Below are 25,457 nucleotides of genomic sequence, written 5' to 3'. Positions count from 1 at the left end.
GCCGCCAAAACCCCGGCTCGGACAGACCTGGGGCTTCGGACGCGGCGCCGCCCCGCCCTCCTTTGACAGCTGAGCGCGGTTAGCCTCGCCAGCGGGTAACTAAACACGAGCGCAAGAACTGCTCTCCACCGGCAATACTGGCGGTAACGCGAGAGGTTCTGGACGCGGACAAGAGGGCCAGCTGAGGTGTCGTTGTATCGCTACCTTTTGTTGATCTTGGCCAGTTTGCCCTCCCAGAGCGGGCAAATGCCCCATCCGGTGGGCTAACTGGCCAAGGTCAACAACAGCACTCGGACGGTGGTCTGGGCGCAGATGGCGGCAAGGCGGTCGGGCTAAACTTCCCGGCCGTGAGTAGACACGGGGAACCTGATTTCGACGCGGCGGCGGCGTATCCCGCGGTGGGCCATTTGCGGTCGATTGTCCAAGCGGCTGACTGGCCGGGCGTTTTGGCGTTTTTCGCGAGCCTTCCGGACCACCGTTCGCGCAGCTTTCTCGCCGCGAACGTTGACGCGGTCGAGGGCTCCGAGGATTTCCTGGCCGAACAGGTTCCACAGGAGCGAACACCTGGACTTGCCCACACCCTCCTGGGAATTCGATATATCACCATGGGATGGGACGTTCGTACGTCCCTAAGCGCCAAGAAGGTCAGTCGAGAGCAGTTCGCCGCGCTGCGCGACTACCTCTGCAAGGCAGAACAGTTGCTGATCGACGCCACCGCGGCCCGGCCGGACAACGTGGCCGCCTGGCAGGCCCGGCTGACCACGTCGATGGGACTTGAACTCGGCAAGAGTGAATCGCTTCGCCGGTACGCTCAGCTCGCCAAGCATGATCCGCACAACTTCCTCGCACAGCGCCGGATGGTGCAGTTGCTGTGTACGAAGTGGAGCGGCACTTGGGAAGCGATGTTCGCGTTCGCCAGGGAATGCGTGTCGAGTGCCCCGTTGGGCGATCTCACCCCGGCGGTGATTGTCGAGGCGCACATCGAACGCTGGTTCAAGATTGACGGCGACGCCGAGAGCGAACGTTACTTGCGGGAGGCATATGGCGAGGTCTGCGCCGCCGCCGATCGCTCCGTCGACCACCCCGCTTATCGGCCGCAGTACGGGTGGGTGGCCGCACACAACCTTTTTGCCTTTTACTTCACTGAAGTGGCGGATTATCAACGCGCGGCACGGCATTTTCACGCGATCGGCAATCTGGCGAGTTATCCATGGAGCAACTACGCCGACGAAGCGGCCGCGTTCGCACGCGCTCGTGCCGCCGCGACGGGAGCCTGAGACACATGTACCGACAGACCGAGGTCGACGGTGTGCCCACGCTCCTGTCGCCGATGCCAGGACCGATGGCGGCGGGACTGATCTTCCGGGTGGGGCGGGCCGACGAGACGTTGGCCCGTACCGGAATCACCCACCTGATCGAGCACCTGGCCTTGCATGGTCACGCGCCGACGGACTATCACTTCAACGGCACCACCGGCGCGGTGAACACGCATTTTCTGATTCAGGGCAGCGAATCGGAGGTGGTCGGCTTTCTCCATGCGGTGTGCGCCGCGCTCGCGGACCTGCCCATGAGTCGACTGGAAACCGAAAAGGCGATTCTTCGCACCGAAGAAAGCAGCGCGTCTCGTTCGGTCAATGAGTCGATGCCGGTGTGGCGATATGGCGCGGCCGGACACGGACTGCTCAGCTACCCGGAATGGGGCCTGCACCGGATCGGCCCGCAAGACGTTCTCGACTGGACTCGTACGTGGTTCACCCGCGAGAACGCGGTGCTGTGGATGACGAGTGACCACGTGCCGGCGGGACTGCGGCTGACATTGCCCGAGGGGCGCCGGATGCCGGTGCCCGCGGCGACTTCAGCCCTGCCGGCCACTCCGGCTTTTTACGCGGAGGGCTCAAAGGCGGTCGTCATGGAGGCGACGGTCCGACACCGAGGCGCTGCCACCATTTATTCCGGTGTGCTGGAACGCGAGCTTTTTCGTAGCCTTCGCCAGGAAGGTGGCTTCTCGTACACCACTACACAGGCTCCTACAGCCGACGCGGTGACGGGTACGCGACGATCACCGCGCTCGCCGACGCCCTACCCGACAAGCAGGATGCGGTGCTCGGCGGTTTCCTCGACGTTCTCGCCAAACTTCGGCTCGGTGTCATCGATCCGGCCGATGTCGAGGCAGTGCGCGGAAAGCGACTGGAGACGTTCAACCACCCGGACGCCGATGCGCATGCCCTGCCCAGTTACGCCGCGAATTTGCTGACCGGGCAGCCGAACGGCACTGCGTCGGAAATACACGCGGTGACCACGCAAGATGTCCATGAGGTCGCGGTGGAGGCCGCCAGCGCGGCACTGCTGCAGGTGCCGGCGCGCAGGAGCGCTGACTGGGCCGGCTTCGCGCCGGCTCCGATGTGGTCAGGCGGCACGGTGACCGGTCAACGGCTGCCGTCCTGGGAGGACTCCCAGACGGCCTTGATCATTGGCGACCAGGGCGTCAGCCTGGACACACCGAATGGCACGGTTACCGTGCTCTACAACGAATGCGCGGCGATGCTGAGCCGGCCGGACGGCGGTCGCCGGTTGGTTGGTCTGGACGGCATGTCAGTTAATCTGGAGCCGACACTTTTCTATCCGGACGTACGGGCATGGGCCTATCTCGATTCACGGGTGCCGCCGCAGGTGGTCGTGCCGCTGCCGGCCCGGGCGGCCCAAGACGTTCCGCGGCCCGAGCCGCAGGGCACCCCGGTCCCCGGGGTGACTTCGCCGACGGCCTATCCCACTGGACCGGCAAGCCCGGCCCGCCCGCCGGAGAAAAAACCCAGTGTGCTGGAGAAGATAACGCTCGTCATCCTGGCCGTGGTGACCGCTGTTTTGGTCTGTGCGGGCGGTTTGTCGACCCTCGGGGTGGCCAGCGGAGACGGCGGTCCGACAGATGCTGGGGTGTGGTTTGTCGTCGGCGCGGTCTGGTGTCTTGCCGCGATTGTCGCGCTGCCACTGATCGTGCTCGCGCGGCGAGCCTTTCGCCGCAATGGCCCCTAACAGGTACCAGGACCTAATGCCCCAGTGCCCCGGCCGGGAAAGGCATGGGCGGGATGGCGATTTCGTCCATGCGATCGAGATAGAACCGATACCGGCGGCGGGCTTCGCCGTGCCGGCCGGAAATCTTGAGCACTCCGACCAATCCCAGATGCGCCTGCTCGTCGTACTGGTCCCGCTCCAAAATCCGCAGGTGATAGTGGATGGCGTTGTCGTACGAGCGGGACACACTGTCGCGGTTTCGGCGAGGGTACGCAAAAGTTCGACATAAGTCGTCTTGGCTTCCTCGCGCAGGCCAACGGCCCAGTCGCAGTGCTGGTCCTGCTCCAGAAACTCGCCGGTGTAGAGCGCGGCGGCGCGCGGCGGAACATCCGGGTACGGACGAGTTCGGTGGGGTGGTCGACGTTCAGCGCGTGCCGGGCGGCGGCCAGGAATTCCTCGACGTCCACCCGAATGTTCGCGACCGCGACGCTGTGCTTGCCGGTGCTGACGAAGTGGTTCGCCGGGTGCCGATGGTCCGGATCCAGCACCGCGCGGATGGTGGACAGCGCGACGGACAGCCGGTTGGCGCATCGGCCCAGGTCGTCGCCGGGCCACAGCGCGTCGATCAGGGCCTCCCGCGGGATCGCCCGGCCGCGCCGCGCGCGATCAGCAGTTTCAGCAGGTCACGGGCCTTTTTCGACTGCCACTCCACGGCTGGTGTGGCCTGCCCGCTGGGCAGCACCCGAAACCGGCCGAGGGTTTGTACGGCGGGGGCAGCTGACCATGGGGTGTCGGGATCGCGCTGAGCGGCGCGTTCGCGGTACCGCGGCCGGCGATGGACTCCCCCAGCCACCACAGCTGCGCCCTCCCGGCCGGTCGGGAGCGGGCCGCGGTGCACACCCGGGCCGGCGAAGATGCCAGCGATACTGGCGAAAACAGCTCGGCCGCGGCCGCGAAAGTCGTCATCGTCTCTCCCCGAAGTTTCGATGATTGGTCGGTCATGAGTGCACCAGCTCGCGGCGCAGCGCGGCGAGCGAGCGGGCCCGGGTCGGCCCGATGCTGCCGACCGGCATGTTCAGCGCCGCCGAAGCGGCCGTGTAGCTGGGCGTACGAGAGGCCATCAGCATCGTGAGCAGCTTGCGGTCCCGCTGCGGCAACCGCTGCAACGCGGCCCTGACCTGCGCGTTCTGGTCGAGTGCGGCGATCTCGTCTTCGGGCGTACGACCGTCGTCCGGCGCGTCGATGCTGTCGTACGTGTCGACCAGCCGTTCCCGGCTGCGGCCACGGACCACGCTCACGCTCTCCCGCCGCGTGATGGTGACGAGCCAGCCGCCGACCGCGGCCGGGTCACGAAGCATGTGCAGCCGCTCGAAAGCACGCAGCCAGGTCGTCTGGACCACATCGGCGGCGCTCGCGTTGTCCAGGCCGTACGTGCCGGCGATCCGGTGCAGCCGGACGCTGAACCGGCGGACCAGCTCTTCCCAGCTCACGGTGTCTCCGGCGACGGCCTCGGACACCAGTTGGCCGTCACTTCTGGCGTGTCTGGTCAGGTTCTTAGTGGCGGGACGCATCGCTTGTCACCTCTCGCGGCCGGTGTCACCGCAGACCCTGCCAGCGCCCCGATGCCGGTGGATCCGGGAAAACCCCAGGGTGCCCCTGGGCCGCAACACCCGGGGCAGCCAAATGCGTTCGTGTGCCCCGAATTGTGGCCATCGGCCGGCTCGGACAGACGGCCTGTCCAGGGCTTTCACCGAGATCTGCCCGTACGGGCAGCCAATGTCCGGACAGTCACTACTGCTCGATGCCTGACCCCTCTACGCTTCTCGTGTGTTGGTGGGGCGCGCGACGCAGTGTTCGGACATCCGTACGCTGCTGGATGCCGCTGTCCAGGGGCAGGCCGGCGTGCTGTTGATACGCGGCGAAATCGGCATCGGCAAGACCCGGATGGTGGATTTCGCGGTCGAGGCGGCGACCGACTTCTCGATACTGCGAGTGGCCGGCCACGAGGCCGAGACCGAGCTGTCCTTCGCGGCCCTGTCGTGGCTGCTCGATCCGCTGACCGAGTTGCTGCCGCAGCTGCCGGAGTCGCAGTCGAACGCCCTCGCGGGCGCGCTGAACTGGGGTCCGGTGGCGGCCGGCGGTGACCGGTTGACCGTCGCGGCGGCCACCCTCACCCTGCTGGCTGCCGCGGCCGACGAGCGGCCGGTGTTGGTGGTGGTGGACGACGTGCACTGGCTGGACCTGCCGTCGATGGAGGCGATCATCTTCGCGGCCCGCCGGTTGAAGGCCGAGCGGATCGCCGTCATCCTCGCCGCGCGCTCCCCTGAGGACGCTGCCTCCCCGCTGCGGCGCTGGCTTGGCACCATCCCGGAGCTGGTGCTGCCACCGCTGCCGGAGCCGGCCGCCTGGGAGCTGGTGGACGCCCACAGCACCGGCTGGAGCCGTACGCTGCTCGCCCAGCGAATCCAGGAATCCGCCGGCAATCCGCTCGCGCTGCTGGAGTTTCCCAAGATCGGCCCGGAAGTCTCGCCCGTACAACCGCTGCCGATCAGCCGCCGACTCGAGCTCGCGTACGGCAGCCAGATCACCGCCCAACCGCAGTCCACCCAGCGCGCCCTGCTCGTGCTGGCCGCGGTCGGCTCGCAGCCCTCGGTCGCCGAGGACGTGCTGTTGCCCGCGCTGGACCTGGAAGGACTGTCCGCGACCGACCTCGAGCCGGCCGAGACCAGCGGGCTGGTGCTGATCGACGAGCGGGGCATCAGCTTCCGGCATCCACTGGTTCGCTCGGCGCTCTACCAGTCGGCGTCGCCGGCCGACCGGCGGGCCGCCCATCGCGCGCTCGCCGAGGCTTTCCGGCACCTGGGTGGTACGCGCGCGGCCGAACGTCGTGGGTGGCATCTCGCAGCCGCGTCCATCGGCCCGGACGAGCAGACCGCCGCGGACCTGGACGCGGCCGCGGCCGGCGCCGTCGAGCGACGCAGCTACGCCACCGCGATGGACCTCTACCGGCGGGCTGCCCGGCTCACCCCGCCCGGACTGACTCGGGCCCGGCGGCTCATCCAAGCCGCGTACCAGAGCCTGCCGTCCGGCCAGATCGACCTCGGTCAAGCGCTGATCAGCAGCGCCCAGGAGGAGACCGACGACCCGCACCTGCAGACCGAGGCACGGGCGCTCTGGGGCCGGATCGGCATGTGGGGCGGCCAGCCCGCGCTGGCCCGCGACCTGACCCTCGCCGAGGCTCGCCGGATCGCTCCGCAAGAACCCATCTGGGCGGCCCTTATGAGCGCTCACGTTGCGCTGGTGACAGCGATGATGGGCGAGCAACGAATGGCGTCCGAGGTGGCCGGCTGGGCCGCCGAACAGGTCACCGACCAGCCCGATCTGGTCGCTGTCCCGGTCCTGCTCGTCTACGCCCTGACCCGCGCGATCAGTGGGCACGGCGACGAGGCCAGGGAGCTGTTGATCCGCTGCGAGCCCGGCCTTATGGACTGGGATCCGCTCAGCAGCGAGCACTTGCTGCTGGTCGCCGCGCAGGGCTGGGAGTCGCTGGAGGAGCCCGCGCACGCCCGCCGGCTGCTGGAATACGCCGTACGATCGGCCCGCCAGGCCAGCGCCGCCGGACTGCTGCCCTTCCAGCTGTCCCGGCTCGCGGTGTTGGAGTTCCGGGCCGGCGACTGGGCGGCCGCCTATTCGTACGCGCACGATGCCCTGGTGCTGTCGGAGCAGAGCGGCTGGCAGACCGAGGTGCCCAACAGCCTGGTCACGCTCGCCACCATCGAGGCTGGGATGGGCCGCGGGCAGGAGTGCCGGCAGCACGCCGAGCGGGCGATCCAGTCCACCGCGGGCGCGACTGTCATCAACGCACGCGTCGCGAGCGCGCTGGGGCTGCTGCTGGAGCTGGCCGAAGGCCGCGCCGTCGAGGCGACCGCACACTTCGCCGAGGTCGGCCGGTTCTGCGCCGAACACGAGCTCGGCGACCCGGTGCTGCTCAACTGGGCCGGCGATCTGGTGGAGGCGTTGGTACGAGCCGGCCAGCCGGACCGCGCCGACGCGCCGTACCAGATCCTCGCCGCCGAGGCCGCCAGCACCGCCCGCCCGACCGAAGTGGCCATCGCGGCCCGCTGCCGCGGCCTGCTCGCCGCCTCGCCGGACGACGCCGACAAGGCCTTCGCCGAAGCACTCGAATGGCACGGCCGCGCCGCGCAGCCCTTCGATGCGGCCCGGACTTGGCTCTGTTACGGGGAAATGCTGCGCCGCCAGCGCCGCCGGGCGGCCGCCCGGGAAGCGCTGGAAACCGCCGCCGAGCAGTTCGACCGCCTGGGCGCCAAGCCGTGGAGCGATCGCGCGCACGGCGAACTCCGGGCCAGCGGCGCGACCGCCCGCCCGCGCCGGGAGTCGCCTTCCGGGCAACTCACCCCTCAGGAGCTGCAGGTCGCGATGGTGGTCGCCGATGGCGCGAGCAACGCCGAGGCGGCCGCACAATTGTTTCTCTCGCCCAAAACCATCGAATATCACCTGTCGAACACCTATCGCAAACTCGGACTGCGCTCTCGTGGCCAGTTGGCCCGCGCTATTGCTGACGGGCGTCCGACGGCGGGTTGAGGTTCAACCAGTCCCGCACGCCGGTGCGTACGCTTTCCATAGCCTGCAACGGAAGTACGACGTGACCGCAACCGCCGACCACGGTCAACCGGTCACCCGGCCGGCGCGCCAGCGCGGAAAAAAATGAATGCCAGCTGTCGCGGTAAATCGACCAACCGGTCCCGATCGCCCAGCCAGACCCCGAGTGGATCGCGGAGAGCCAGAAAAGCACTCGCGAAATCCTGACCGGCCAACCAGCCCATTCGCCGCCGCCGCACTGTGAGCGGATGCATCGCCGCTAGCGCACCGAAAAAAAGGCCCGCCGGCATCGTCGGGATCCGGACCGAAAAGCAACCGCCCGGTGGGTCGAGCCGTACTCGCGTAAACGCTCGACGGAGTGAGCGCCATCGCAACATGACCGATGCGTACGCGTACGGCCGGAAGACCGGTAAAAGGGCTCACCAGCACCGCCCGCCCCCCGTGCCAGGTCGAGCCGCTGCCGCACCAGCGCGATCAGCAGATTGCCGAATGACTGACCCCACCACACCACCGGCTCATCGGGAGGCAACACCTGCCGAAGGAGGCCCGCGATCGTACCGACCAACTGCCCCAACAACCGGTGCCGCTCAGCCGAATAGTCGACCAGGATAACGCGGCCTCCGGACGCCCCCGTCTCGGCGTCCGGAGACCGTCCAGGCGTCCCTGCGAAGGCGCCCCCGAGCCCACCCGGCGCCTCCACAGGGACTCTGATTCCGGTCCGTACGACCGGAAGTACCACATCAAGGCAGCTTTCCCCGCTGCCTTCCATGCCCGGGATCACCACCACCGGCGGGCCCTGCCCGCACACCCGCAGCGAGACCCCGTGCCGGCGGGCCAGCACGGTCCATCTGCCGGTCACCTGGCCGCCGTCTTGCGCAGCCAGCGCGCGGCAACGGGATCGGCGCGGCGGCTCGCCGCCGGTAGACTTCCCATAAATGGCCTAAAAAGAACGTGCCGAACCGGCCCAGCGCCTCGGCTTGCTCGGTGGGTGTGGACGCGGTGGCCCGGAAAGAGGCAAGCTGGCGGAGCAGCCCGGGGACGCTGATCCGCAACGTGCCAGCGGCGATCAGCCGATGGTCGTGCCGGACCTCGGTGGCCAACGTGGTGGTGTCCGGCCAAAGGTCCAGAGTGGCATCGTGGCGGACGGTTTTCACCCCGTGAATGGCCAAAGCGCGGCCTTTCGCGTCGGTCACTTCCAGGTCGTAGACCATCAGTTTGGTCGGCTGCGGCGCGGTCGACCCGGCGTCCACCAGGATGTTGAAACTTCCTTGCCGAATAGGCAGTTCCCCACCAAGAGCAGCACAGCGTACGACCCCGAAAACGGCCGCGACGTGCGCTGAATCAGCCACGAAACGGGCGGTGTCCTTGACCACCACGTCCAATTCCACGTCATCTTGGCGGATTGCCCGGCCGGCGCCCGGTTGCGGCTGATCGTGCCGGTCATCACCTCATGGAAGCTGACCGAGTCGACCGCTGCCGGTTGCGGCAGGAACTCCTTCGTACGGACCGGAATCCCGCGCTTGGCGCACCAAGCGCGGGCATCCCGTACCCCCAGATCGACCGCCTCGGCGAAACTCGCCTTGCGGAAATTCAACAAATAGTGCAGCGGCACCTCAGCGGCCAACAGGTGCACGGTGACTTTATGGCCGAACTCGGACGGTTTCCCAGCAGTCAGCGCCGCATTGCTGCGCTCGATCCGGTCCAGCGAGGCGCGCAGCCGGCTGTTCGCCGCCGCCTCGATCATGGTGAAGTATTCCGACACGAAACCGGGACGCCACTGCCCGCGCGTACTCACCGTCCAGATCACCCACAACTCGGTGGCCCCGCGGCGGACGGTTTCCTCCAGGTTCGCGTCGGTGGCGAAAACCGAGTCTATGTACGTGTCGCCGTCGACCCGTACCGGCGGGAACCACATCGGCAGTGCGATCCCGGAAAGCAGCAAATCATCGGTCATTCGCGCGGCCGGCAGCACCTGGTGTTCCTGCCGGCTGACGTTGAAAAGATTGAAAGTCGCCTCTCGTCTGGTGGACCGGATCGCGTGCCAGTCCAACCCAAACCCCGGCAGGACCCGGTTTTTCATTCCCGAGAGGGTCAAAAGCGAGGGCGCGTACGGTCCGCGCAGCCACCCACGCACGTTCGGCGTGCCGGCCCGCAGAGGGTGATATGCCCGCCAGTTGTCGGCGATCTGGGTGCCGGTCATGCCCTGGCACCACATTGCCAGGTTGAGGACACCACCGCTGGCGCCGTCGGCCAGATCGAAATCCAGCTCTGCTTCATCCAGCCAGACCTGTAAAACTCCGGCCTGGTAAGCCACTTTCAGGCCGCCGCCAGCCATAATCAGTGCTCGCCGCGGCGACGGTGGCGCGGTCACCGGGCCACCGCCAGCCGCTGGTCGAGCCGCTCCAGAATGCGTTCGGTGAACCGCTCGGCCAGCGCCGCGATCGTCAGCGACGGGTTCGCACCGACCGGGCCCGGCATCACCGAGCCATCCACCACGAAAAGGCCGGGATGCCCGTACGCCTCGCCGTGCGCGTCCACCACACCCCCTGGTCCGGATTACTGCCCATCGGCACCCCGCCGAGCGGATGCGGGGAAATAATGCGGTGCAGGTGCCGGGAAGGGTTGATCATGAACCGGCCGCCAAGCTCCTGCGCGATCGCCGTCATCGACGCCTGCACGGTCGCGAAATACTCCCGGGAGCTCTCGTCACACCAGTCCAGCTCCAGATATCCGTTCTCCAGCCGCAATCGGCCATCCGGGACATCGCGGCCCATGCCCAGCAGCGGCAACGCGCCGGAAGACGACTTGCCCTGTCCGACCAGTGCGGCCAGCTGGTTGCCGATCTCGCTGGCCGGCGGTCCGCCGGCGAACTTGCATCAGTGCGGACGGCGAACCGGGCGGCTCGCTTCGCCGGACCGGTCAGCGTCGCCGCTTCCACCAGCCAGTCAACAAAACCCGGATAACCGCCGTCCTGGATGTAATAGCCGCGGCCGGTGCCACCGTCCAGCTCGTCCGGCACCCGCATGGTGCTGGTGATCACCGGCCCGTACGAGGCGTTCAGTTTGTCCGGGCTGTCCAAAACAAATCCAAGCAGGTCACCATTGCCACAGAACCGGGTGCCCAGCGCCGGGCTGAGGCCCGGGAAAGCTTTCCGGTTGCGGAGCAACAGGAAAGTCGATCCGAAGGTGCCGGCGCCCAGTACCAGGGTCCGGCAGCGCAGCACGGTTTTCGGTGGCACCCCGGTGCCCCGCCGAATACCTTCGTTGTCCGCGTGGTGCCGGACGTACCGCACCTCGTAGCCACCGTCAATCGGCAGGATTTCCTTGACCTCGCTGCGATCCTGCAACTGTGCGCCGGCTCGTACGGCAGCGGTGAGGTAGGTGAAGTCGAGACTGTTCTTGGCGCCGTCGTTGCAGCCGATGTCACATTCGCCGCACAACCGGCAGGAAAGCCGCGCCACGCCGTGAATGTTGTCGGCGGAGTCCGGGATCGGCTCGCCGGGCCGCTTGCCGTCGCCGGCGAAAGCGATCGCGAGCGGCGGCCGAAACCAGTCCATTCCCAGCCGACTCGCGGCCCGCCGCATCGCCTGCGTCTTCGCCGTCCGGTCGGTGTACGGATACGGATTTCCGGTCGCGCCCATCATTTTCTCGGCCCGGTCGTACCAGGGCTCCAGGTCCTCGCGGGTGACCGGCCACGACTCGTACCCGCCAGCCGGGCCCTGATCGCGTACGAACCAGTGCTCGTCCTTGCGCAACATGACGTTCGCGTAGATCAGCGAGCCGCCGCCGACCCCGCTGGCCACCACGGACTCCAGGTGCCGGAAGGACCAGATGTCGAAGATGCCCTGCAATCCCTCGCTGGGATCCCAGAAGTTGGCGGCCATTGGTCCGGCCGACGCGGGAACGAGCCGGGCGGATACGTCTTGCCGCGTTCCAGCACACACACCGACCGGCCGGCCTCGGCCAGCCGGCAGGCCGCCGCCGCCGCACCGCCGAACCCGGAGCCGACCACGACCGCGTCGACCCACCCCCGCGCGTCAGCCATCTCCATCCCCTCCAGCGCTCTCCTATGAGGACGGCCCGACCGGATGGCCTGATACATCGCGGCCCGGATTTGCTTTCAGAATGACTGAGAGACGGCCCCGCTGACCCGAAAAGGCCCGCCCAGCGGTACTTTCAGCGCCCCTTGACCGCCCTGAAGGGCAGGGTCATGACTATTCTGTGTAATCGTTTGATTGCATTCCGTGTAAGTGCTGGAACAAAAAGGTCCAATCGTTACCAGCCATCGCTGATGCATGCGCCTTACCGGGTTCCACAGATTCCTCGGGTTTCTGGGGCCACAGATGCTGGTGTGCCTCGTCACAGCGCCAGCGTCCCGATAGTGGCTGTCAGCGCCCAGTCGGTGGAGTGGAGAGCGCGGTCAGCCTTTGACGGCTCCTTCGCCGACGCCTCGGAAGAAGAATCGCTGCAACGAGACGAACAACACCACAATCGGCAGCAAGGCGATCATCGCGCCGGCGGCGATGGTCCGGGGATCGGCCGAGAAGGTGCTGTGCAGGTACGCCAGCCCGACCGTCAGTGTCAACTTGTCCGGGCTCTGCAACACCAACAGCGGCCAGAGAAAGTCGTCCCAGGCGCCGATGAACGAAAGAATCGCGACCACACTCATGATTCCGCGTACGCTCGGCAGGCCGATATAGAGCAGCCGCTGCCAGACATTCGCCCCGTCCAGCAACGCCGCTTCGTCGATCTCCAGCGGGATGGCCATAAAGGCGTTGCGCATCAACAAAACGTTCAAGGCGCCGATCATCGACGGCAACGCGACCCCCCCAGCAAGGTGTTGCCAACACCGAGGTTCACCACCGTTTGGAACTGCGAAATGATCGTCACTTCGCCGGGCAGCACCAAAGTCGACAGGAACAGTCCGAAAACCAGCCGCCGGCCGCGGAATTTGAGCCGAGCCAACGCGAAGCCGGCGATGGTCGCGCCGATCAGGTTGCCAACCACGCACAGCGCGGCGACGATCAGCGAGTTGGTGGCGAACTGCCAGACCGGGATCGTCCGGGCAACCTCGGCATAGTTCGCGAAAGTCGGGTGCTGCGGCACAAACGAAGGCGTCGCCGCGTACACGTCCTCGGCCTTGCTTTTCAGTGAGGTGGCCAATTCCCATAGCAGCGGGCCGATCGTGATGGCCAGCACGCCGAGCAACGTGACATACCGCGCCACCAGACCGAGCGGTGTCAGCGATCCAAAAGACCTGCGGGCGCTCACTGGTCGGCCGACCTGTTGAGCCGAGCCAGCGCGATCATCGGGCCCACGGTGATGACGAAAAGCAGCACACTCAGGGCGGACGCGTACCCGAGTTGGCCGTTGGCACCGGACCCGGCGCCCTGGATCAGCATCACCACCGAAACGTCCTGGCCGCCGACCCCACCGGTGGAGCCACCCAGGATGTAGAGCTCGGTGAAGATACGCATCGCGTTCACCGAGATCAGCACCGCGACCAGCACCATCGTGCCGCGTACGCCCGGAACGGTGACGGTCCAGAACCGACGGATCAGGCCGGCGCCGTCCACCGCGGCCGCCTCATGCAGTTCCTGGCGGACATTTCCCAGCGCCGACAGGTAAATAATCATGTAGTAGCCGACGCCCTTCCACACCGTGAGGCCAATGGCGCTGAACAGCAGCAGCCAGCGGTCGGTCAGGAAGGGAACAGCCGCATGCGTGAGGTTGAGCTGCTGCGCCAGTCCGTTGACCACCCCTCGTTCGTCCAGCAGCCACTGCCAGATCAACGCGACCACGACCGCGGACGCGATCACCGGAAAATACAGCACCGTACGGAAAAACGTGATGAAAGGCAGCTGCCGCTCCACCAGCAAGGCCAGCAACAACGGCAGGAACACCAGCAACGGCAGGCAAACGAGCATGTAGAGGACGGTGTTGACGATCGCGTCCCGCAGCTGCGGATCCTGGAACATCTGGGCGTAGTTGGTCAACCCGACGAACTCGCCGCCAGTGAGCGTACGAACGTTGGTGAACGACAGCACACCGGTGTTGATCGCTGGCCACAGACTGAAAACAGCCAGCCAGAGCAATGCGGGCACCACCAACAGCCACGGGCTGAACCAGCGCTGGAACCGGATCCGCCGGCGCGCCGGCACACTCGGCGAAGGCCGGCGACGCGCGGTCGCCGGCCGGTCCTGCCGGAGCGTGCTCAACGCTCAGGGCCCGAGCAGCTGGTTGCTCTTCGCGACCGCGTTGTCCAATGCCTGCTTGGAGGTCTGCTTGCCGGTCATCGCGAGCGCGATCTGCTGCGCGAGGTAGGTGTCCATCGCGTCGGTCCACGCCGCCGGCTTGACATTCACCGCGGTTTTCAGCGACGCGTACGCGATCACCGCCGCGTCACCTTGCGGGGTGCCGTCGCTCTTGCTGTACACCGGGCTGGATCCCGCCGCCGTGGTGCCGGGCAGAAATCCCTGCGCCAGCTTGATGAAGTTGACCTGGTTGTCGTTGTTGGTGGAGAACTGGGCGAAAGCCAGCGCCAGCGGCAGGTTCTTGCTTTTCGCCGAAACCGAAATTCCCTGCACGTACAGCGGCGGGGTGCCGATCGCCGGCGACGGGATGATCTGCTTGGCCAGCGTCGGGTTCGTCTGCGCGGTGCCCTGAATGTAGTTTCCGGTGCCGGTCGTCCAGCCGACCACCTGCTTGACGAACAGCGCCGAGTTTCCCTCGTATGACTTGGTGAGCACGTCCGCCGGCAGGTAGCCGGCCTTGAAAGCGGCCGTGTATTTGTCGACGATGGCCTCGGCGGCGGGCGTGTTGAAGACGAACTTCTTGCCGTCCGCGGACATCATCGCCGTACCGGAGTTGTAGATGTCCAGGATGCCGGGCGGCCGGCTCATCAAGTAGTCCCTGCCGCCGGACTTGTCGTGCATGATCTTGGCTTGCGCGACCAACTCGTCGAAGGTTTTGGGCAGGTTGGCCGGATTCAGGCCGTCCTTCTGCAACAGGGCCGTGTTCCAGAAGTTCACGTCGGTGCCGAGATACCAGGGCAGGCCGTACGTGCCGGAAACACCCGGATACGTGTACGCGTTCAGGCCACTTTTGACGTAGTCCTGGGTCAGCGTCGGGATGTTCTTCGAAAGGTCCAAAAGACCCCCGGCCTGGACGACCTGGTAAGCGAATTCCGGCGGCAGGTTGACCACGTCCGGCAGGCTGCCGCTGCTGACCTGGCTGGACACCTTGGCCTCGTAGCCGTCGCCTGGCTGGTCGATCCAGTTAATCTTCGTACCCGGGTGCTGCGCCTGGAAAGCCTTGATCAGGGCGGTGAAATAGGGGGTGAACTTGTCGTTTTTAAGAGACCACGTGATAGGTGATCTCGCCCTTGAGCGGACCCCCACTGGGCACCACCTGGTTGGCGCCGCCACCACCGCTGTTGCCACCAAGCCCGCAGGCCGACAGCGCCAGCACCGCGGCCGCCGTGGCGGCCACCACCGAGACCCACCTGTTCCTGCTGCGCATCGACCCTGTCTCCTCTGACCGGCAGCCCCGCCCACGGACGGTTACTAAACTGATCTAGTTGCGGAACTATGCGCCGGGTCACGTCGGGCTGTCAAGCACCTCGGGGAAAGATCCGGCCAGGCCTCGCGGGCCCGTCGACCCGCCGGAGAAGGCCTACGCCTCGTAGGATGACCCGGCGCGTACGCGCACCCGTACGACCCGAAGCGCGCGAAGGGAGGTGGCCATGACCCGGCCGACCATCGGCGACATCGCCCGGCAGTCCGGCGTCTCCAAGGGCGCGGTTTCGTTCGCGCTCAACGGCCGCCCCCCCGTCAGCGACGCGACCCGGCAGCGCATCCTCCGATCGCCGAGGAGATGGGCTGGCGGCCGCACAGCGCCCGCCCGCGCGTTGCGCGGTGCCCGGGCCGGCATGGTCGGGCTGGTTTCCGCGCGACCGGCCCGAACGCTGGGCGTCGAGCCGTTCTTCGCGCAGATCGTTTCCGGCCTGCAGGCCGGACTTTCGGTGCGCGGCACCGGACTGCAACTGCTGGTGGTCGAGGACATCGCCGCCGAGGCGGCCATTTATCGGCGCTGGCAGTCCGAAAACCGCGTCGACGGAGTGGTTTTGTTCGACCTGCGCTCACAGGATCCGCGGGTCGAAGAGCTCGAACGTTCGCGGCTGCCGGTGGTGGTGCTCGGCGGACCGGGCAAGCACGGCAACCTACCGAGTGTCTGGACCGACGACCGGGAAGCGATGCTGCACATCGTCGACTACCTCGCCGCGCTCGGCCACCGGCGGATCGCGCACGTCGCGGGCCTGCCCGAACTTTGGCATACCCAGCGCCGAATCCGCGCGTTGCGGGACGCCGCTGCGCGGCTGGATCTGGAAGGCGCGCGGTCCTGGCCGACGGATTTCAGCGATGCCGAAGGAGCCGCTGCCACCCGCCGACTGCTGTCGAACCGGCCACGGCCGAGCGCGATCGTCTACGACAGCGACATCATGGCCGTCGCCGGCCTCGGCGTCGCGCTGGAGATGGGCCTGCGGATCCCGGAAGACCTGTCCATCGTCTCCTTCGACGACTCGTTGCTGGCCCGGCTCATGCATCCGGCGCTGACCGCCCTCTCACGCGACACTTTCGCGCTGGGTGAGCTGCTCGCCCGTACGCTCCTGGACGTCATCGACGGCGCCTCGACGACCGGCCTGAAGCTGCCCACGCCGAACCTGGTCGCTCGCGAAAGCACGGCCGCTCCCGCCGTTTAACCCGGCCGGCTCTTGCCGGCGTCACTAAATCGCTTTAGTCTACCGGCGGCCGCGCACGGTGCCGGCCGGAAGGCAGAAGGGTGTCACCACGTGCCGTCCGATGGTCTGTCAGGCGGCGGTACAGCCGGTCGTTCGCTCTGGATGGGCGCCAACTACGTACCGTCGTCCGGGTGGTTCTACAGCTGGCTGGACTTCGACCCGGACGCGGCCCGCCGCGACTTCGCCGACCTCGCCTCGATCGGTCTCGACCACGTCCGGGTTTTTCCCATCTGGCCGTGGATTCAGCCCAATCGCGGGCTGATTCGGCAACGTGCGATCGATGACCTGTTGACGGTGATCGACTGTGCCGCCGAGTTCGACCTTCGGGTGGCCGTCGACCTGCTGCAAGGGCACTTGTCGAGCTTCGACTTCCTGCCGTCGTGGGTGCTGACGTGGCATCAGGCCAGCGTCTTCACCGACCCCACCGTGCGCGCCGGCCTCGCCGACTACACCCGGACGGTGGCGGCAGCGGTCAGCACTCGCCCGAACGTCTTCGCGGTCACCCTGGGTAATGAGGTGAACAACCTCTGGCCGGCCAATCCGACCACCCTGGGACGCGACTTTCGGCTTCACCGCCGACCTGGTCGCGGGCGTACGCGCCGTCGCACCGCGGCTCACCTGTCTGACCTCGTTCTACGACGACATCTGGTATTCGCCCACGCACCCGTTCAGCCCGGCCGCGGCCGTCGACCTCGGCGACATCACGACCGTCCACTCGTGGACTTTCAACGGCGTCGCCGGAATAGACGCCCCGCTGGGACCCGCCACCACCACCCACGCCGACTACCTCGTCGAGCTCGCCGCGGCGGCGGCGACCACCGCGGACCGCCGGGTCTGGCTCCAGGAAGTCGGCGCCGCCGAACCCGACATCCCAGCCGCCTCCGCCGCCGCCTTCGCGCAGGCCACCGTGGACGCCGTCGTCGACAATCCGGCTCTCTGCGGCATCACCTGGTGGTGCTCGCACGACATCGACCCGGCACTTCTGGACTTCCCGCACCGCGAGTACGACTTGGGTCTGTTCACCGTCGACCACCGCCGCAAACCGGTCGCCGACGTCCTCGCCTCGGTCTGCGCAGGCTCCGCGAACCGCCCGACACGGCTGGCCAACGCCGCACGCCGAGGCCTGATGTGCCCCGTCGACCCGCGAGATCCGCAAACCCGCGACCAGGTCGCCCCCGGCAGCACCTTCCACCAGGACTGGGTCGGCCTGCGAAAACTCGGCCCAGTGGCGATCGTCCCGCCAGCCCGCACCTCCCTCACCGCCTAACCCGGGTCGTCGAGCGCTGAACAATGTCCCGCACTCAACGCCGAGATCGGGACAAAATCCCGCACTCGGCGAAAACTCACCCCTCGCTGCGGCGGCCAACTACCGGGGATCACCCAAGCGTGGCCAGGGTCGAATCAGGCGGTTTTTCGCAGAGGGCGCGGGCTTGGTCCATGGTGGCGAAGCCGGCTTCCGGGGTTCGGCGGCCGAGGCCGCAGGAGGCTGCTACGTCGACCTCGTGCCCGACGGCCGCCTCGATGACGTCCAGAAGCTTGCGCTGCTCCTGGATTGTCCTTTCCTCGTGCAAAAAGCCAGCCACGAACCGGGTTCCGGCGGGCAGCTCAAGGCCGGTGAGCGGAGCGTAGAAAGCGGGATCGACGCTGGGCGGTTCGTCGCCGGCGGCCAGCGGGGCGTGCACGTATTCGAGCGTACGGCCGGCGGGCCAGCCGTCGGCGATGGCGTTCGCGAACCGGACCAGCGGGCGGGCCGAACTGAGCCCGCTGAGCGCCTTGTGGCCGAGGTCGCCGAGGCAGAGGTGAATGCCGAAGCGGGCGCCCGCCGGCGAAGCCTTGACCAGGCGGTTGATGCCGGCGGCGAGCTTGCCGGCGACGACGCCGCCGAGCGGTCCGGCTTTGGCCACGAACACCGTCTCGGCCGGCAGTTCGAGCTGGAAGACCACATCCCCGCCAGCGGCGGCGTGGATCTGGGTGATGTCACGTACGGTCGCCTCGCTGAACGGCTCGCGCTTGCCCAGCATCCGGGTCGGGCCCATGGTGAACATCGTCATGTCCAGGTCGCCGGGAATGCCCACCTGGAAGGAAAGATCGGACAACTTCGCGTCGTCCTTGACCTTGTCGAAGACCGGCCGGTTGAGCTCGTACCACTTCAGATATTCCAGGTCGAGCTTGTCGCCACGCAGCTGGTGTCCTTTGCGTACGCGGAAATTCCGCTGGTGCTTGTAGTCCGACCAGTCGCCTTCGTGGGCGATCTCCAGGTCGGGGTGCCCTTCGAAGGCCATGATCAGGCCGACCACCCAGATCCGCCCGCCGGTCCCCGGTCTCGCCGTCCGGCAGCTGGCTGAGGTGTGGTCCGAGCCGCTCAACAGCGGACCTCATGGCTTCATCGGCGGTGCCGCCGGGCAGAGTGCCAACCAGCAATGCTCGACGTTCTGACATGTTTTGCCCCACTTTGGTGTTGGACGCCGGTTTTCCCCCGATGTGTCCGCACGTGCGGTGAGGAAATCTCCCACAGTCAGCGACGGATGTATAGAGGCTTGACAGTGTTTCCTGGTAGATCGTGTCCTGCCTTGACAATCCCGGCATGAGAGGCGGTATCACGCCACTACCGTGTGTGTGGCCCGTATGCTGACGCGCGTGAGTCCCGTGGACGACGCCGTGGTTGCCGACATCCGGCCCGGGGCGGTGCTGGGTGAGCGCTATCAGATCCGTGGGCTGATCGCCCGCGGCGGAATGGCGACCGTCTATCTCGCCGTCGATCAGCGACTGGAGCGTACGGTCGCACTCAAGGTCATGCACCCGGCGTACGCGTCCGATCCGTCCTTTGTGGACCGATTCGTCAGAGAAGCGCTCAGCATCGCGCGGCTGTCCCACCCGAATGTCGTCGCCGTGTACGACCAGGGCAGCCACCACGGCCTCGCTTACCTGGTCATGGAGTACGTCCAAGGTCGTACGCTCCGGGAGGTGTTGGCGTCCCGCGCCCGACTGTCCCCCGCTGAGGCGGCCGGCGTCCTCGACCCGCTGCTGGCCGGTTTGGCCGCCGCGCACCGGATCGGCATGGTGCCCGGGACGTGAAACCCGAGAACGTGCTGATTGGCAACGACGGCACGGTAAAGGTGGCGGACTTCGGGCTGGCCCGGATCGCCGAGTCCAGCCGGGCCACCACCAAGGGCGTCATGATGGCCACGGTCGCGTATGTGGCGCCCGAGATCGTCACGGTCGGCAGCTCCGACCCGCGAGCCGACGTGTACGCGGCCGGGATCGTACTTTTCGAGATGCTGACCGGCGCTCCGCCGTTCCAGGGCGACTCACCGGTCCAGGTGGCTTATCAGCACGTTCACAGCGAAATGCCAGCGCCGGCGGACCGGATGCCGGACATCCCGCCGGCGCTTGACCAGTTGGCCGTACGAGCGACCCGCCGCGACCCGGACGAGCGGCCGGTGGACGCCGCCGCGATGTTGGCGGACCTGCGGGCGGCGAGCGCAGGCCCGATGGCGACCACGGTCCCTATGGACCTGCTCGCCACCGCGCCCGTCTCGCCTGTGCCGACCCCGCAGGGCCGACACGACACGCTGCTTTACGCACCACCTGATCAGCCCGGCGTCGAGCGCCGTTTCCTGCCTCGCCGGGTCGAGGACTCCGAGCCGGTGCCGGACCTCGCCGACCTGCCTCGCGAGCGGTCCCGGTGGCCGGCGCGCGCGGTCCTGATCGGCGCGGTCCTGGCCACCGTCCTGGTGGTGGCGATCGGTATCGGCTGGTGGTCCGCGGCCAGCGGCTACACGCAGGTGCCTGGCGTGGTCGGGCTCGCCCAGGCGCAGGCCGAGGCGAAGATCCGGACGGCCCACCTGGGCTTGCAGTACGGCCCGGCGCTCTACAACGAGACGGCGCCGGCCGGCCAGGTGCTCAGCCAGCAGCCAGCCGATGGCGCCCAGGTGCCCAAAAACACACGCCGATCACGCTCGTGCTGTCCAAAGGGCCAGAGCGGCATGGCGTGCCCGCGGTGGTCGGCCAGCCAAAGGACACCGCCGTGCAGGCGATCCGAACCGCCACCCTGACCCCGCAGACGAGCACCGCGTACGACGAGAACGTGCCGGCCGGCAATGTCGTCTCCACCGACCCGGTCGCCGGCACCCCACTGCGCCGCGGCGCCGCCGTGAAGGTCGTCGTCAGCAAAGGACCCCAGCCGGTCCAGAATCCGCTCTGCACGCCGGCTATGCGGCGGTGGGCGCCCTTCCTGTGCCAAGACGGCAATAACTCGAACGGCGACAACAACAACGGCAATAGCGGCGGCGATGGCACCGACGGCGGCGACCCCACCAACTGAGGTTGGCCAAGTCGGCCTTTCGAGGCCAGTCGAAATGCAGGCTGGTGGCACCGACGAGCAGTCATACTTCGGCCGAGCGTGCTGCCGAGTTGAGCGGTACAAGCGCATCGGATCGCCGCCCGGCTTCACGTTCGTACCGTAATCCTCAGCGAAGGGAGCACTTCATTGCTTACTGACTTCGATCTGGATGTCCGCCTGGACGACCAAGTACGGACCGAGTGGAGCCCGTCGGATTCGGCCCTAAGGCCGACCACACTGACCTGTGCACGAATGTGTGTACGTTCGAATGCACCGCGAGTCCGGCCTGCAACTGACCAACCGGCCGGCCGCTGGACCACCGCTACAAACCCAGCGACCGGCCACCTTCGCGCTGGCGCGGCTATCGCTGCAGTCCGCGTCTTCGCCGCTACCACCACCCCGGTCATGGGACGAGCCGGCGGAGCTGACCTCGTTCTTGGCTCAAGTGGCGGCGGATCCGGTCGTACGGGAGGCGATCTCGGTGTCCAGCCGTGGGCTGGCCGGCGTTCTTGACAAGGTCGCCGAGGGCACCCCAGTTCCCGCGAAGCGGTTGCGTCGGGCCGCCTTGTCCGCGACCAGGTACGTGGCCCGGATGACCTACCGGTCGACCCCTTTCGGCTTGATGGCGGGCGTCGCGGCCGTCCGGTTCGCCGACCCGGCCCAGGTCCGGATCGGCACAGTGCATCGAAAACACGTACGTGCCGACATGGGGCGGGTGCTCGCGGTCATCCGGCCATGGGAGCGGGACCCCGCCGTTCTCGCGCACCTGCGGCTCGTTCGCAACAACCTGGCTTTCGTTCGACACGACCGGCTGGTGTTGCCCTATGTTCTCGACGACGGTGACTACGGGCTTCCCGACGGGCGGGAGCAGACGGTACGCGACACCCGCCCGGTCCAACTGGCGATGGAGACAGCCCGTACGCCCCGCGGATTCGGTGAGCTCGTCGCGCGAGTTCTCGGTGATTTCCCAGGGGTGACCGAGTCTGTCGTCGTCTCGATGCTCACCCAGCTGGTGGAATCCGGTTTCCTGTTGACGGACCTGCGGCCACCCTCCACCGCCGACGACCCGATCCGGCACGTTCTTGACGTGCTGGCACCGATCCCCGACCATCCCGGCCGCCAGGCGCTGGCCGGGATCGAGCGAGCGTTGGCCAATTACGCCAGCACACCGGTGGGCGCGGGCCTGGCACGGTGGCGTACCGCGACCGCGGCCATGGATCGTCTGCACACCACGGATCGGGCGATCCAGGTCGATCTGGCGATAGACGCGGACCTCACGTTGCCGGTCGACGTGGCCACCGAACTGGCCCGCGCGGCCGAGGTCGGCTGGCGGATCGCACCGGTCGGGCAGGCACCGGTGGACCCGCTCGCCGACTATCGCGCCGAGTTTCTTTCTCATTATGGAAAGCAAACCCTGGTGCCAGTCAAAGAGCTGCTGGATCCGCAGCGCGGCATTGGGCCACCGGCCGGTTACCTACTGCCGCCCGGACCGGCACCCATTTCCTTTCGTACGAAGGACAACGAGCATCGCGATCGCGCTCTGTTCGCGGTCGCACAGCTGGCGGCCGCACACGGTGAACGCGAAGTGCTGCTGGATGACGATCTCCTCGACCAGCTCTCCCGATCCGGCGCGGAGCAGGATCCCATGCGCCCGATCCAGGCGTGCGCGCAGCTGCTCGCCGGATCGCCCGAACGTCTGCTGGCCGGCGATTTCCGGCCGGGCGCTGTCCGGGATGAACTTCACCGGGCTCGCCGCGATGTTCGGCCGACTGCTGCCGGTCGTGCCGGTCCTGCGGCCAGCACTCGCCGAGTTGGTCGCCGAGCAGGTACGCCACGCGGTGCCAGCCCAACTGCTCAGTGCAGTGGTGGGCGCAAGGCTCGGCAACCTCACGCAGGTGCCGCGAGTGACAGACCACCTCGCCGCCGCGGGTGTTTTCGCCGACCCCAGTGAGCCAGGGATGTTCGATATCGACGATTTTGTGGTAGGCGCCACTGACCACCGCCTTTTCGTGTTGTCGGCTCGTACCGGCGAAGAGGTGGCGCCGTTGCCGTTGCACGCCGTCAATATCGCCAACCACCTGCCCAATGTCGTACGCCTGTTGGTCGAGATTGGCGCGTACACCACGCCACCGTGGCAGCTCTGGAGCTGGGGTGCGGCCGAGCACCTGCCGTATCTGCCCAGAATTCGGTACGGACGAACGATCCTCACCCCGGCGCGGTGGCTGCTGGACCACCGCCTTCGCACTGACCAGACGAACTGGCCCAGCCGGTTTGAACGCTGGCGGGCGCACTGGGGAATCCCCGACATTGTCTACGCCGTCAGAGCCGACCGCCGGCTGCGGTTGGATCTCAGGTCGCCGCTGGAAGTGGCGCTGCTGCGGGACGACGTGCGTAAGCATCCGACGCTGGTGCTCCAGGAAGAGCCGGCTGGTGGCACGTACGACAGCGGATGGGCTCAGGGGCACAGCACGGAGATCGTCGTTCCGCTGCGCGCCCGTACGGCGACCGGACCGCCGCCACCAGCCTCGTACTCCTGCCCTGCCCTACCAAGGCCCGACCAGTGCACCAGCCAGGCGGCGAGTGGCTGTCGATGCGGATCTACGCCGACAGCGCGCGACACGACGACCTGCTCAGCGAGCACCTGCCGGCGTTGCTTGCCAGCGCGGAAAATATCACCGATCGCTGGTTCTTTCTTCGTTATCAGGACAAAAAGCCACATCTCAGAGTCCGTTTTCACGGCGAGCCGGAAATGCTGCGCACCCAGCTGACCACCGCGGTCCACGACTGGACGACCCGGCTGACCGCGGCCGGGATGATCGGCGACGTTGTCCTTGACACCTATCGGCCCGAAGTCGACCGCTACGGCGGACCGGACGCGCTCGAGGCGGCCGAGCATGCTTTTTTTCGGCGGACTCCCAGAGCGTGCTCACCCAGCTCCGACTGCGCGCCAGCGGCAAGGCCGACCTCCCCATCGAGCTGTTGTCGGCCGCCAACCATCTCGACCTTGCCGAGCAGTTGTGCGGCCCGCAATGGCCACGGTGGCTGCTCGACACCTACCCCAAGGGTTCCTGGCACGTGGCTTTCCAGGGTCGGCGGGCGCAGGCGCTGCGGCTGCTGGATCCCGCACACCGGTGGCGTGGCCTCGCCGAGGTGCCCGGTGGTGCCGAGCTTTTGGCTTCGTGGCGGCACCGCGCCACCGCGCTGGCCGATTATGGCCGGCGGCTGCGGGAAAACGTCGAAGGTGTACGACTGAAGGTGGCGTACAGCAGCATTCTGCATCTCCACCACAACCGGCTGGCCGGCATCGACCGGGATGGCGAGAACGTGTCCTACGCGGTTGCCCGCGGGGTAGTCCAAACGTACGTGGATCGCCAGAAACACCTCGGGACATGACGATGTCGACCGACCGCGCTGCCAGCGTGGTCGCCGCGATCGCGGCGAAACTGGCCGATCCGGCCGCCGTGGCGGCGCTGGCCAGCCGGGCGGACAACGGCCCGGTGGTACGGGGAAGACGGCAGCCGCCGTGGAGTTCCCTGTCGCTTTCCTGCGGTAACCCGGCGATCGCGCTGTTGTTCGCCGAACTGGCCGTCGCCGAGCCAAAGTACCGTCAGCCCACCCACAGTTACCTGTCCGCCGGCCTGATCGATCCACAATGGGCCACCGACGCCGGACTTTTCGGCGGAATGGGCTCGCTCGCTTTCGCCGCGCACGCGGCATCGTTGGCATACGGCGGATATTCTCGACTGCTGGGCCAGTTCGACGACCAGATCGCGGCGGGCGTGGGCGACTGGGCGCGCCGTGCCCAGTCGCGCGTCGAGGCCGGGGGGCCGATCCAGACGTGGACGTACGACGTGATTTCCGGGTTCAGCGGGATCGGTCGGTATCTGCTCAGCCGGTACGAGGAAACCGGTGACCCGGTCACCTTCGCGGCGCTGACCGAACTCATCGAGGCACTGGTCGCGGTCGCGATGACCGACGTGCGGGTCGGCGGCCACCTGGTGCCCGCCTGGTGGGTCAGCCATGACCGGCACCGCCAGCTCGATGGCGGCGCCGAACACCTCAATTTCGGGCTCGCGCATGGGATCGCCGGACCGCTCGCGCTGCTGTCGATCAGCTGGCTGCACGACGTACGGGTGCCACGGCAGGACGAAGCCATCGACCGGATCGTCGCCCTGCTGGACCGCTGGCAGACCGTCGACACGGCCGGGCCGTACTGGCCGCACACGTTGTCTCTCGCTGATTTTCGTTCCGGTTCGGCCGTGCCGCGGTCCCGAGACGTGTGGTGTTATGGCGCCGCGGGCATCGCACGTGCGCGATCACTGGCCGCGGCTGCGGCCGAAAGCCCGAGATGGCGCGAGTGGGCGGATCGGGCGCTGACCGCGGCGCTGAGGACTTCCGTTGGCAGGGTCACCGACTACGGGCTGTGCCACGGCTGGGCTGGGCTGCTGCGGGTCGCCACGGTCATGGGTTTCCCGGAAACCGAGTGTCGCCCGCTGGTAGACCTGATTTGTGACGCGTACGAGGAAAAGCTGACATTCGGACTCCCGCCGGTGGCCGGGGTGGACCGCCCCGGGTTCCTGGAGGGAGCGGCCGGAGTCGGTTTGGCGCTACAGGGATTTGTCAGCGGCGGGGCCGCGCCCAGCGGCTGGGACGCGGCCCTTCTGCTGACGTAGTCAGGACGACGCGC

29 protein-coding genes and 4 pseudogenes are annotated in these 25,457 nt (G+C 67.4%); 14 read left to right on the top strand and 19 right to left on the bottom strand.

Going from position 1 to position 25,457, the window contains the following annotated elements; all coding sequences use genetic code 11:
• Positions 1-347 precede the first annotated feature (347 nt).
• Together GNX96_RS01110 and GNX96_RS47695 are read left to right on the top strand one after the other, a co-directional pair.
• Positions 348-1,277: a hypothetical protein gene (locus tag GNX96_RS01110; protein ID WP_163566662.1), complete on the top strand. Its 930-nt coding sequence runs from the start codon at positions 348-350 to the stop codon at positions 1,275-1,277.
• Between the two features lie 823 nt (positions 1,278-2,100).
• Positions 2,101-3,030, top strand: coding sequence for a hypothetical protein (locus GNX96_RS47695; RefSeq protein WP_279578980.1), 930 nt, complete (start codon positions 2,101-2,103; stop codon positions 3,028-3,030).
• Between the two features lie 13 nt (positions 3,031-3,043).
• On the opposite strand, the gene GNX96_RS01100 is transcribed toward GNX96_RS47695, so the two are convergent.
• Positions 3,044-3,256, bottom strand: a complete 213-nt coding sequence (locus GNX96_RS01100) for a hypothetical protein (protein WP_163566661.1) — start codon at positions 3,254-3,256, stop codon at positions 3,044-3,046.
• A 166-nt stretch (positions 3,257-3,422) separates the two neighbouring features.
• Between GNX96_RS01100 and GNX96_RS47690 the strand changes: the two genes are divergently transcribed.
• Entirely contained in the window at positions 3,423-3,815 is a 393-nt protein-coding gene (locus tag GNX96_RS47690) for a hypothetical protein (protein WP_279578979.1), read from the top strand.
• Between the two features lie 192 nt (positions 3,816-4,007).
• Here GNX96_RS47690 and GNX96_RS01090 read toward each other — a convergent pair whose 3' ends face one another.
• On the bottom strand, positions 4,008-4,580 hold the full coding sequence (locus GNX96_RS01090; RefSeq protein ID WP_163566659.1) for an RNA polymerase sigma factor: 573 nt from the start codon (positions 4,578-4,580) through the stop codon (positions 4,008-4,010).
• 262 nt (positions 4,581-4,842) lie between these two features.
• Between GNX96_RS01090 and GNX96_RS01085 the strand changes: the two genes are divergently transcribed.
• Positions 4,843-7,611, top strand: a complete 2,769-nt coding sequence (locus tag GNX96_RS01085) for a helix-turn-helix transcriptional regulator (RefSeq protein WP_163566658.1) — start codon at positions 4,843-4,845, stop codon at positions 7,609-7,611.
• On the opposite strand, the gene GNX96_RS01080 is transcribed toward GNX96_RS01085, so the two are convergent.
• The 13 genes from GNX96_RS01080 to GNX96_RS47660 all read right to left on the bottom strand — a co-directional run bounded on the left by GNX96_RS01080 (position 7,580) and on the right by GNX96_RS47660 (position 15,149).
• Complete coding sequence (locus GNX96_RS01080; protein ID WP_163566657.1) at positions 7,580-7,822, bottom strand: hypothetical protein; 243 nt, start codon at positions 7,820-7,822, stop codon at positions 7,580-7,582. The genes GNX96_RS01085 and GNX96_RS01080 overlap by 32 nt on opposite strands.
• A 66-nt stretch (positions 7,823-7,888) precedes the next feature.
• Positions 7,889-8,488 (bottom strand): hypothetical protein, encoded by a 600-nt coding sequence (locus tag GNX96_RS01075; protein ID WP_163566656.1) that lies wholly within the window; start codon positions 8,486-8,488, stop codon positions 7,889-7,891.
• Positions 8,370-8,879: a hypothetical protein gene (locus GNX96_RS01070; protein WP_163566655.1), complete on the bottom strand. Its 510-nt coding sequence runs from the start codon at positions 8,877-8,879 to the stop codon at positions 8,370-8,372. Before GNX96_RS01070 ends, GNX96_RS01075 begins: the two co-directional genes overlap by 119 nt.
• Positions 8,840-10,000, bottom strand: coding sequence for a patatin-like phospholipase family protein (locus GNX96_RS01065; protein WP_163566654.1), 1,161 nt, complete (start codon positions 9,998-10,000; stop codon positions 8,840-8,842). Before GNX96_RS01065 ends, GNX96_RS01070 begins: the two co-directional genes overlap by 40 nt.
• Positions 9,997-10,122 (bottom strand): GMC oxidoreductase, encoded by a 126-nt coding sequence (locus tag GNX96_RS47685; RefSeq protein ID WP_279579044.1) that lies wholly within the window; start codon positions 10,120-10,122, stop codon positions 9,997-9,999. The genes GNX96_RS01065 and GNX96_RS47685 overlap by 4 nt, the downstream gene beginning before the upstream one ends.
• Positions 10,107-10,307, bottom strand: coding sequence for a hypothetical protein (locus tag GNX96_RS47680; protein ID WP_279579050.1), 201 nt, complete (start codon positions 10,305-10,307; stop codon positions 10,107-10,109). The genes GNX96_RS47685 and GNX96_RS47680 overlap by 16 nt, the downstream gene beginning before the upstream one ends.
• Positions 10,292-11,431, bottom strand: coding sequence for a Rossmann-fold NAD(P)-binding domain-containing protein (locus tag GNX96_RS01060; protein ID WP_279578978.1), 1,140 nt, complete (start codon positions 11,429-11,431; stop codon positions 10,292-10,294). The genes GNX96_RS47680 and GNX96_RS01060 overlap by 16 nt, the downstream gene beginning before the upstream one ends.
• Positions 11,401-11,673, bottom strand: coding sequence for an NAD(P)-binding protein (locus tag GNX96_RS47675; RefSeq protein ID WP_279578977.1), 273 nt, complete (start codon positions 11,671-11,673; stop codon positions 11,401-11,403). The genes GNX96_RS01060 and GNX96_RS47675 overlap by 31 nt, the downstream gene beginning before the upstream one ends.
• A gap of 375 nt (positions 11,674-12,048) precedes the next feature.
• Positions 12,049-12,438 (bottom strand): carbohydrate ABC transporter permease, encoded by a 390-nt coding sequence (locus GNX96_RS47670; protein ID WP_279578976.1) that lies wholly within the window; start codon positions 12,436-12,438, stop codon positions 12,049-12,051.
• Positions 12,435-12,854 carry a carbohydrate ABC transporter permease gene (locus GNX96_RS47665; protein WP_279578975.1) on the bottom strand — a complete coding sequence of 140 codons (420 nt, stop codon included), beginning with the start codon at positions 12,852-12,854 and terminating at the stop codon, positions 12,435-12,437. The genes GNX96_RS47670 and GNX96_RS47665 overlap by 4 nt, the downstream gene beginning before the upstream one ends.
• Positions 12,855-12,895: 41 nt before the next feature.
• The gene (locus GNX96_RS01050) at positions 12,896-13,846 is read right to left on the bottom strand and encodes a carbohydrate ABC transporter permease (protein WP_279578974.1); all 951 of its coding nucleotides are present in this window, start codon (positions 13,844-13,846) and stop codon (positions 12,896-12,898) included.
• Positions 13,847-13,849: 3 nt separating this feature from the next.
• Positions 13,850-15,028 (bottom strand): extracellular solute-binding protein, encoded by a 1,179-nt coding sequence (locus tag GNX96_RS01045; RefSeq protein WP_279578973.1) that lies wholly within the window; start codon positions 15,026-15,028, stop codon positions 13,850-13,852.
• Positions 14,982-15,149 carry a hypothetical protein gene (locus tag GNX96_RS47660; protein ID WP_279578972.1) on the bottom strand — a complete coding sequence of 56 codons (168 nt, stop codon included), beginning with the start codon at positions 15,147-15,149 and terminating at the stop codon, positions 14,982-14,984. The genes GNX96_RS01045 and GNX96_RS47660 overlap by 47 nt, the downstream gene beginning before the upstream one ends.
• Positions 15,150-15,372: 223 nt before the next feature.
• Between GNX96_RS47660 and GNX96_RS01040 the strand changes: the two genes are divergently transcribed.
• Positions 15,373-16,389, top strand: coding sequence for a LacI family DNA-binding transcriptional regulator (locus GNX96_RS01040; RefSeq protein WP_279578971.1), 1,017 nt, complete (start codon positions 15,373-15,375; stop codon positions 16,387-16,389).
• Between the two features lie 108 nt (positions 16,390-16,497).
• Here GNX96_RS01040 and GNX96_RS47655 read toward each other — a convergent pair whose 3' ends face one another.
• The 3 genes from GNX96_RS47655 to GNX96_RS47645 are packed head-to-tail and all read right to left on the bottom strand — an operon-like array spanning position 16,498 to position 17,334.
• Complete coding sequence (locus GNX96_RS47655; protein ID WP_279578970.1) at positions 16,498-17,046, bottom strand: hypothetical protein; 549 nt, start codon at positions 17,044-17,046, stop codon at positions 16,498-16,500.
• Between the two features lie 15 nt (positions 17,047-17,061).
• On the bottom strand, positions 17,062-17,196 hold the full coding sequence (locus GNX96_RS47650; RefSeq protein ID WP_279578969.1) for a hypothetical protein: 135 nt from the start codon (positions 17,194-17,196) through the stop codon (positions 17,062-17,064).
• Between the two features lie 15 nt (positions 17,197-17,211).
• Positions 17,212-17,334, bottom strand: a complete 123-nt coding sequence (locus GNX96_RS47645; protein WP_279578968.1) for a hypothetical protein — start codon at positions 17,332-17,334, stop codon at positions 17,212-17,214.
• A 1-nt stretch (position 17,335) separates the two neighbouring features.
• On the opposite strand from GNX96_RS47645, the gene GNX96_RS47640 reads away from it, so the two are divergent.
• Positions 17,336-17,695 (top strand): hypothetical protein, encoded by a 360-nt coding sequence (locus tag GNX96_RS47640; RefSeq protein WP_279578967.1) that lies wholly within the window; start codon positions 17,336-17,338, stop codon positions 17,693-17,695.
• Between the two features lie 109 nt (positions 17,696-17,804).
• Here the strand turns inward: GNX96_RS47640 and GNX96_RS01030 are convergent, their stop codons facing one another.
• Entirely contained in the window at positions 17,805-18,794 is a 990-nt protein-coding gene (locus GNX96_RS01030) for a hypothetical protein (protein ID WP_279578966.1), read from the bottom strand.
• A 280-nt stretch (positions 18,795-19,074) separates the two neighbouring features.
• On the opposite strand from GNX96_RS01030, the gene GNX96_RS01020 reads away from it, so the two are divergent.
• The 8 genes and pseudogenes from GNX96_RS01020 to GNX96_RS00985 all read left to right on the top strand — a co-directional run bounded on the left by GNX96_RS01020 (position 19,075) and on the right by GNX96_RS00985 (position 25,443).
• Positions 19,075-19,503, top strand: a complete 429-nt coding sequence (locus tag GNX96_RS01020) for a protein kinase domain-containing protein (RefSeq protein WP_163566651.1) — start codon at positions 19,075-19,077, stop codon at positions 19,501-19,503.
• Positions 19,500-20,483, top strand: coding sequence for a protein kinase domain-containing protein (locus GNX96_RS01015; protein WP_163566650.1), 984 nt, complete (start codon positions 19,500-19,502; stop codon positions 20,481-20,483). The genes GNX96_RS01020 and GNX96_RS01015 overlap by 4 nt, the downstream gene beginning before the upstream one ends.
• On the top strand, positions 20,456-20,752 hold the full coding sequence (locus GNX96_RS01010; RefSeq protein ID WP_163566649.1) for a PASTA domain-containing protein: 297 nt from the start codon (positions 20,456-20,458) through the stop codon (positions 20,750-20,752). Before GNX96_RS01015 ends, GNX96_RS01010 begins: the two co-directional genes overlap by 28 nt.
• Positions 20,753-21,038: 286 nt before the next feature.
• Positions 21,039-22,475, top strand: a pseudogene (locus tag GNX96_RS01005) (lantibiotic dehydratase family protein); the annotation flags it as partial.
• A pseudogene (locus tag GNX96_RS62075) lies at positions 22,366-23,088 on the top strand (lantibiotic dehydratase); the annotation flags it as partial. The pseudogenes GNX96_RS01005 and GNX96_RS62075, both read left to right, overlap by 110 nt.
• Before the next feature lie 131 nt (positions 23,089-23,219).
• Positions 23,220-23,621: pseudogene (locus GNX96_RS62070) on the top strand (thiopeptide-type bacteriocin biosynthesis protein); the annotation flags it as partial.
• A 68-nt stretch (positions 23,622-23,689) separates the two neighbouring features.
• Positions 23,690-24,163: pseudogene (locus tag GNX96_RS47635) on the top strand (thiopeptide-type bacteriocin biosynthesis protein); the annotation flags it as partial.
• Positions 24,160-25,443, top strand: coding sequence for a lanthionine synthetase C family protein (locus tag GNX96_RS00985; RefSeq protein ID WP_279578964.1), 1,284 nt, complete (start codon positions 24,160-24,162; stop codon positions 25,441-25,443). The pseudogene GNX96_RS47635 and the gene GNX96_RS00985, both read left to right, overlap by 4 nt.
• Positions 25,444-25,457: the final 14 nt, after the last annotated feature.

Source organism: Fodinicola feengrottensis (assembly GCF_010993775.1).
Lineage (GTDB): Bacteria > Actinomycetota > Actinomycetes > Mycobacteriales > HKI-0501 > Fodinicola > Fodinicola feengrottensis.
The sequence above is the reverse complement of the archived record's forward strand: the minus strand, read 5'-3'. Positions and strand labels throughout refer to the sequence as shown.

What these genes read in the sequence shown, in the direction of transcription:
- GNX96_RS47675 (WP_279578977.1), bottom strand. Translation starts at nt 11,673, where the DNA reads ATGGCTGACGCGCGGGGGTGGGTCGACGCGGTCGTGGTCGGCTCCGGG.
- GNX96_RS47660 (WP_279578972.1), bottom strand. Translation starts at nt 15,149, where the DNA reads ATGCGCAGCAGGAACAGGTGGGTCTCGGTGGTGGCCGCCACGGCGGCC.
- GNX96_RS01040 (WP_279578971.1), top strand. Translation starts at nt 15,373, where the DNA reads ATGACCCGGCCGACCATCGGCGACATCGCCCGGCAGTCCGGCGTCTCC.
- GNX96_RS01090 (WP_163566659.1), bottom strand. Translation starts at nt 4,580, where the DNA reads ATGCGTCCCGCCACTAAGAACCTGACCAGACACGCCAGAAGTGACGGC.
- GNX96_RS47670 (WP_279578976.1), bottom strand. Translation starts at nt 12,438, where the DNA reads ATGATCGGCGCCTTGAACGTTTTGTTGATGCGCAACGCCTTTATGGCC.
- GNX96_RS00985 (WP_279578964.1), top strand. Translation starts at nt 24,160, where the DNA reads ATGACGATGTCGACCGACCGCGCTGCCAGCGTGGTCGCCGCGATCGCG.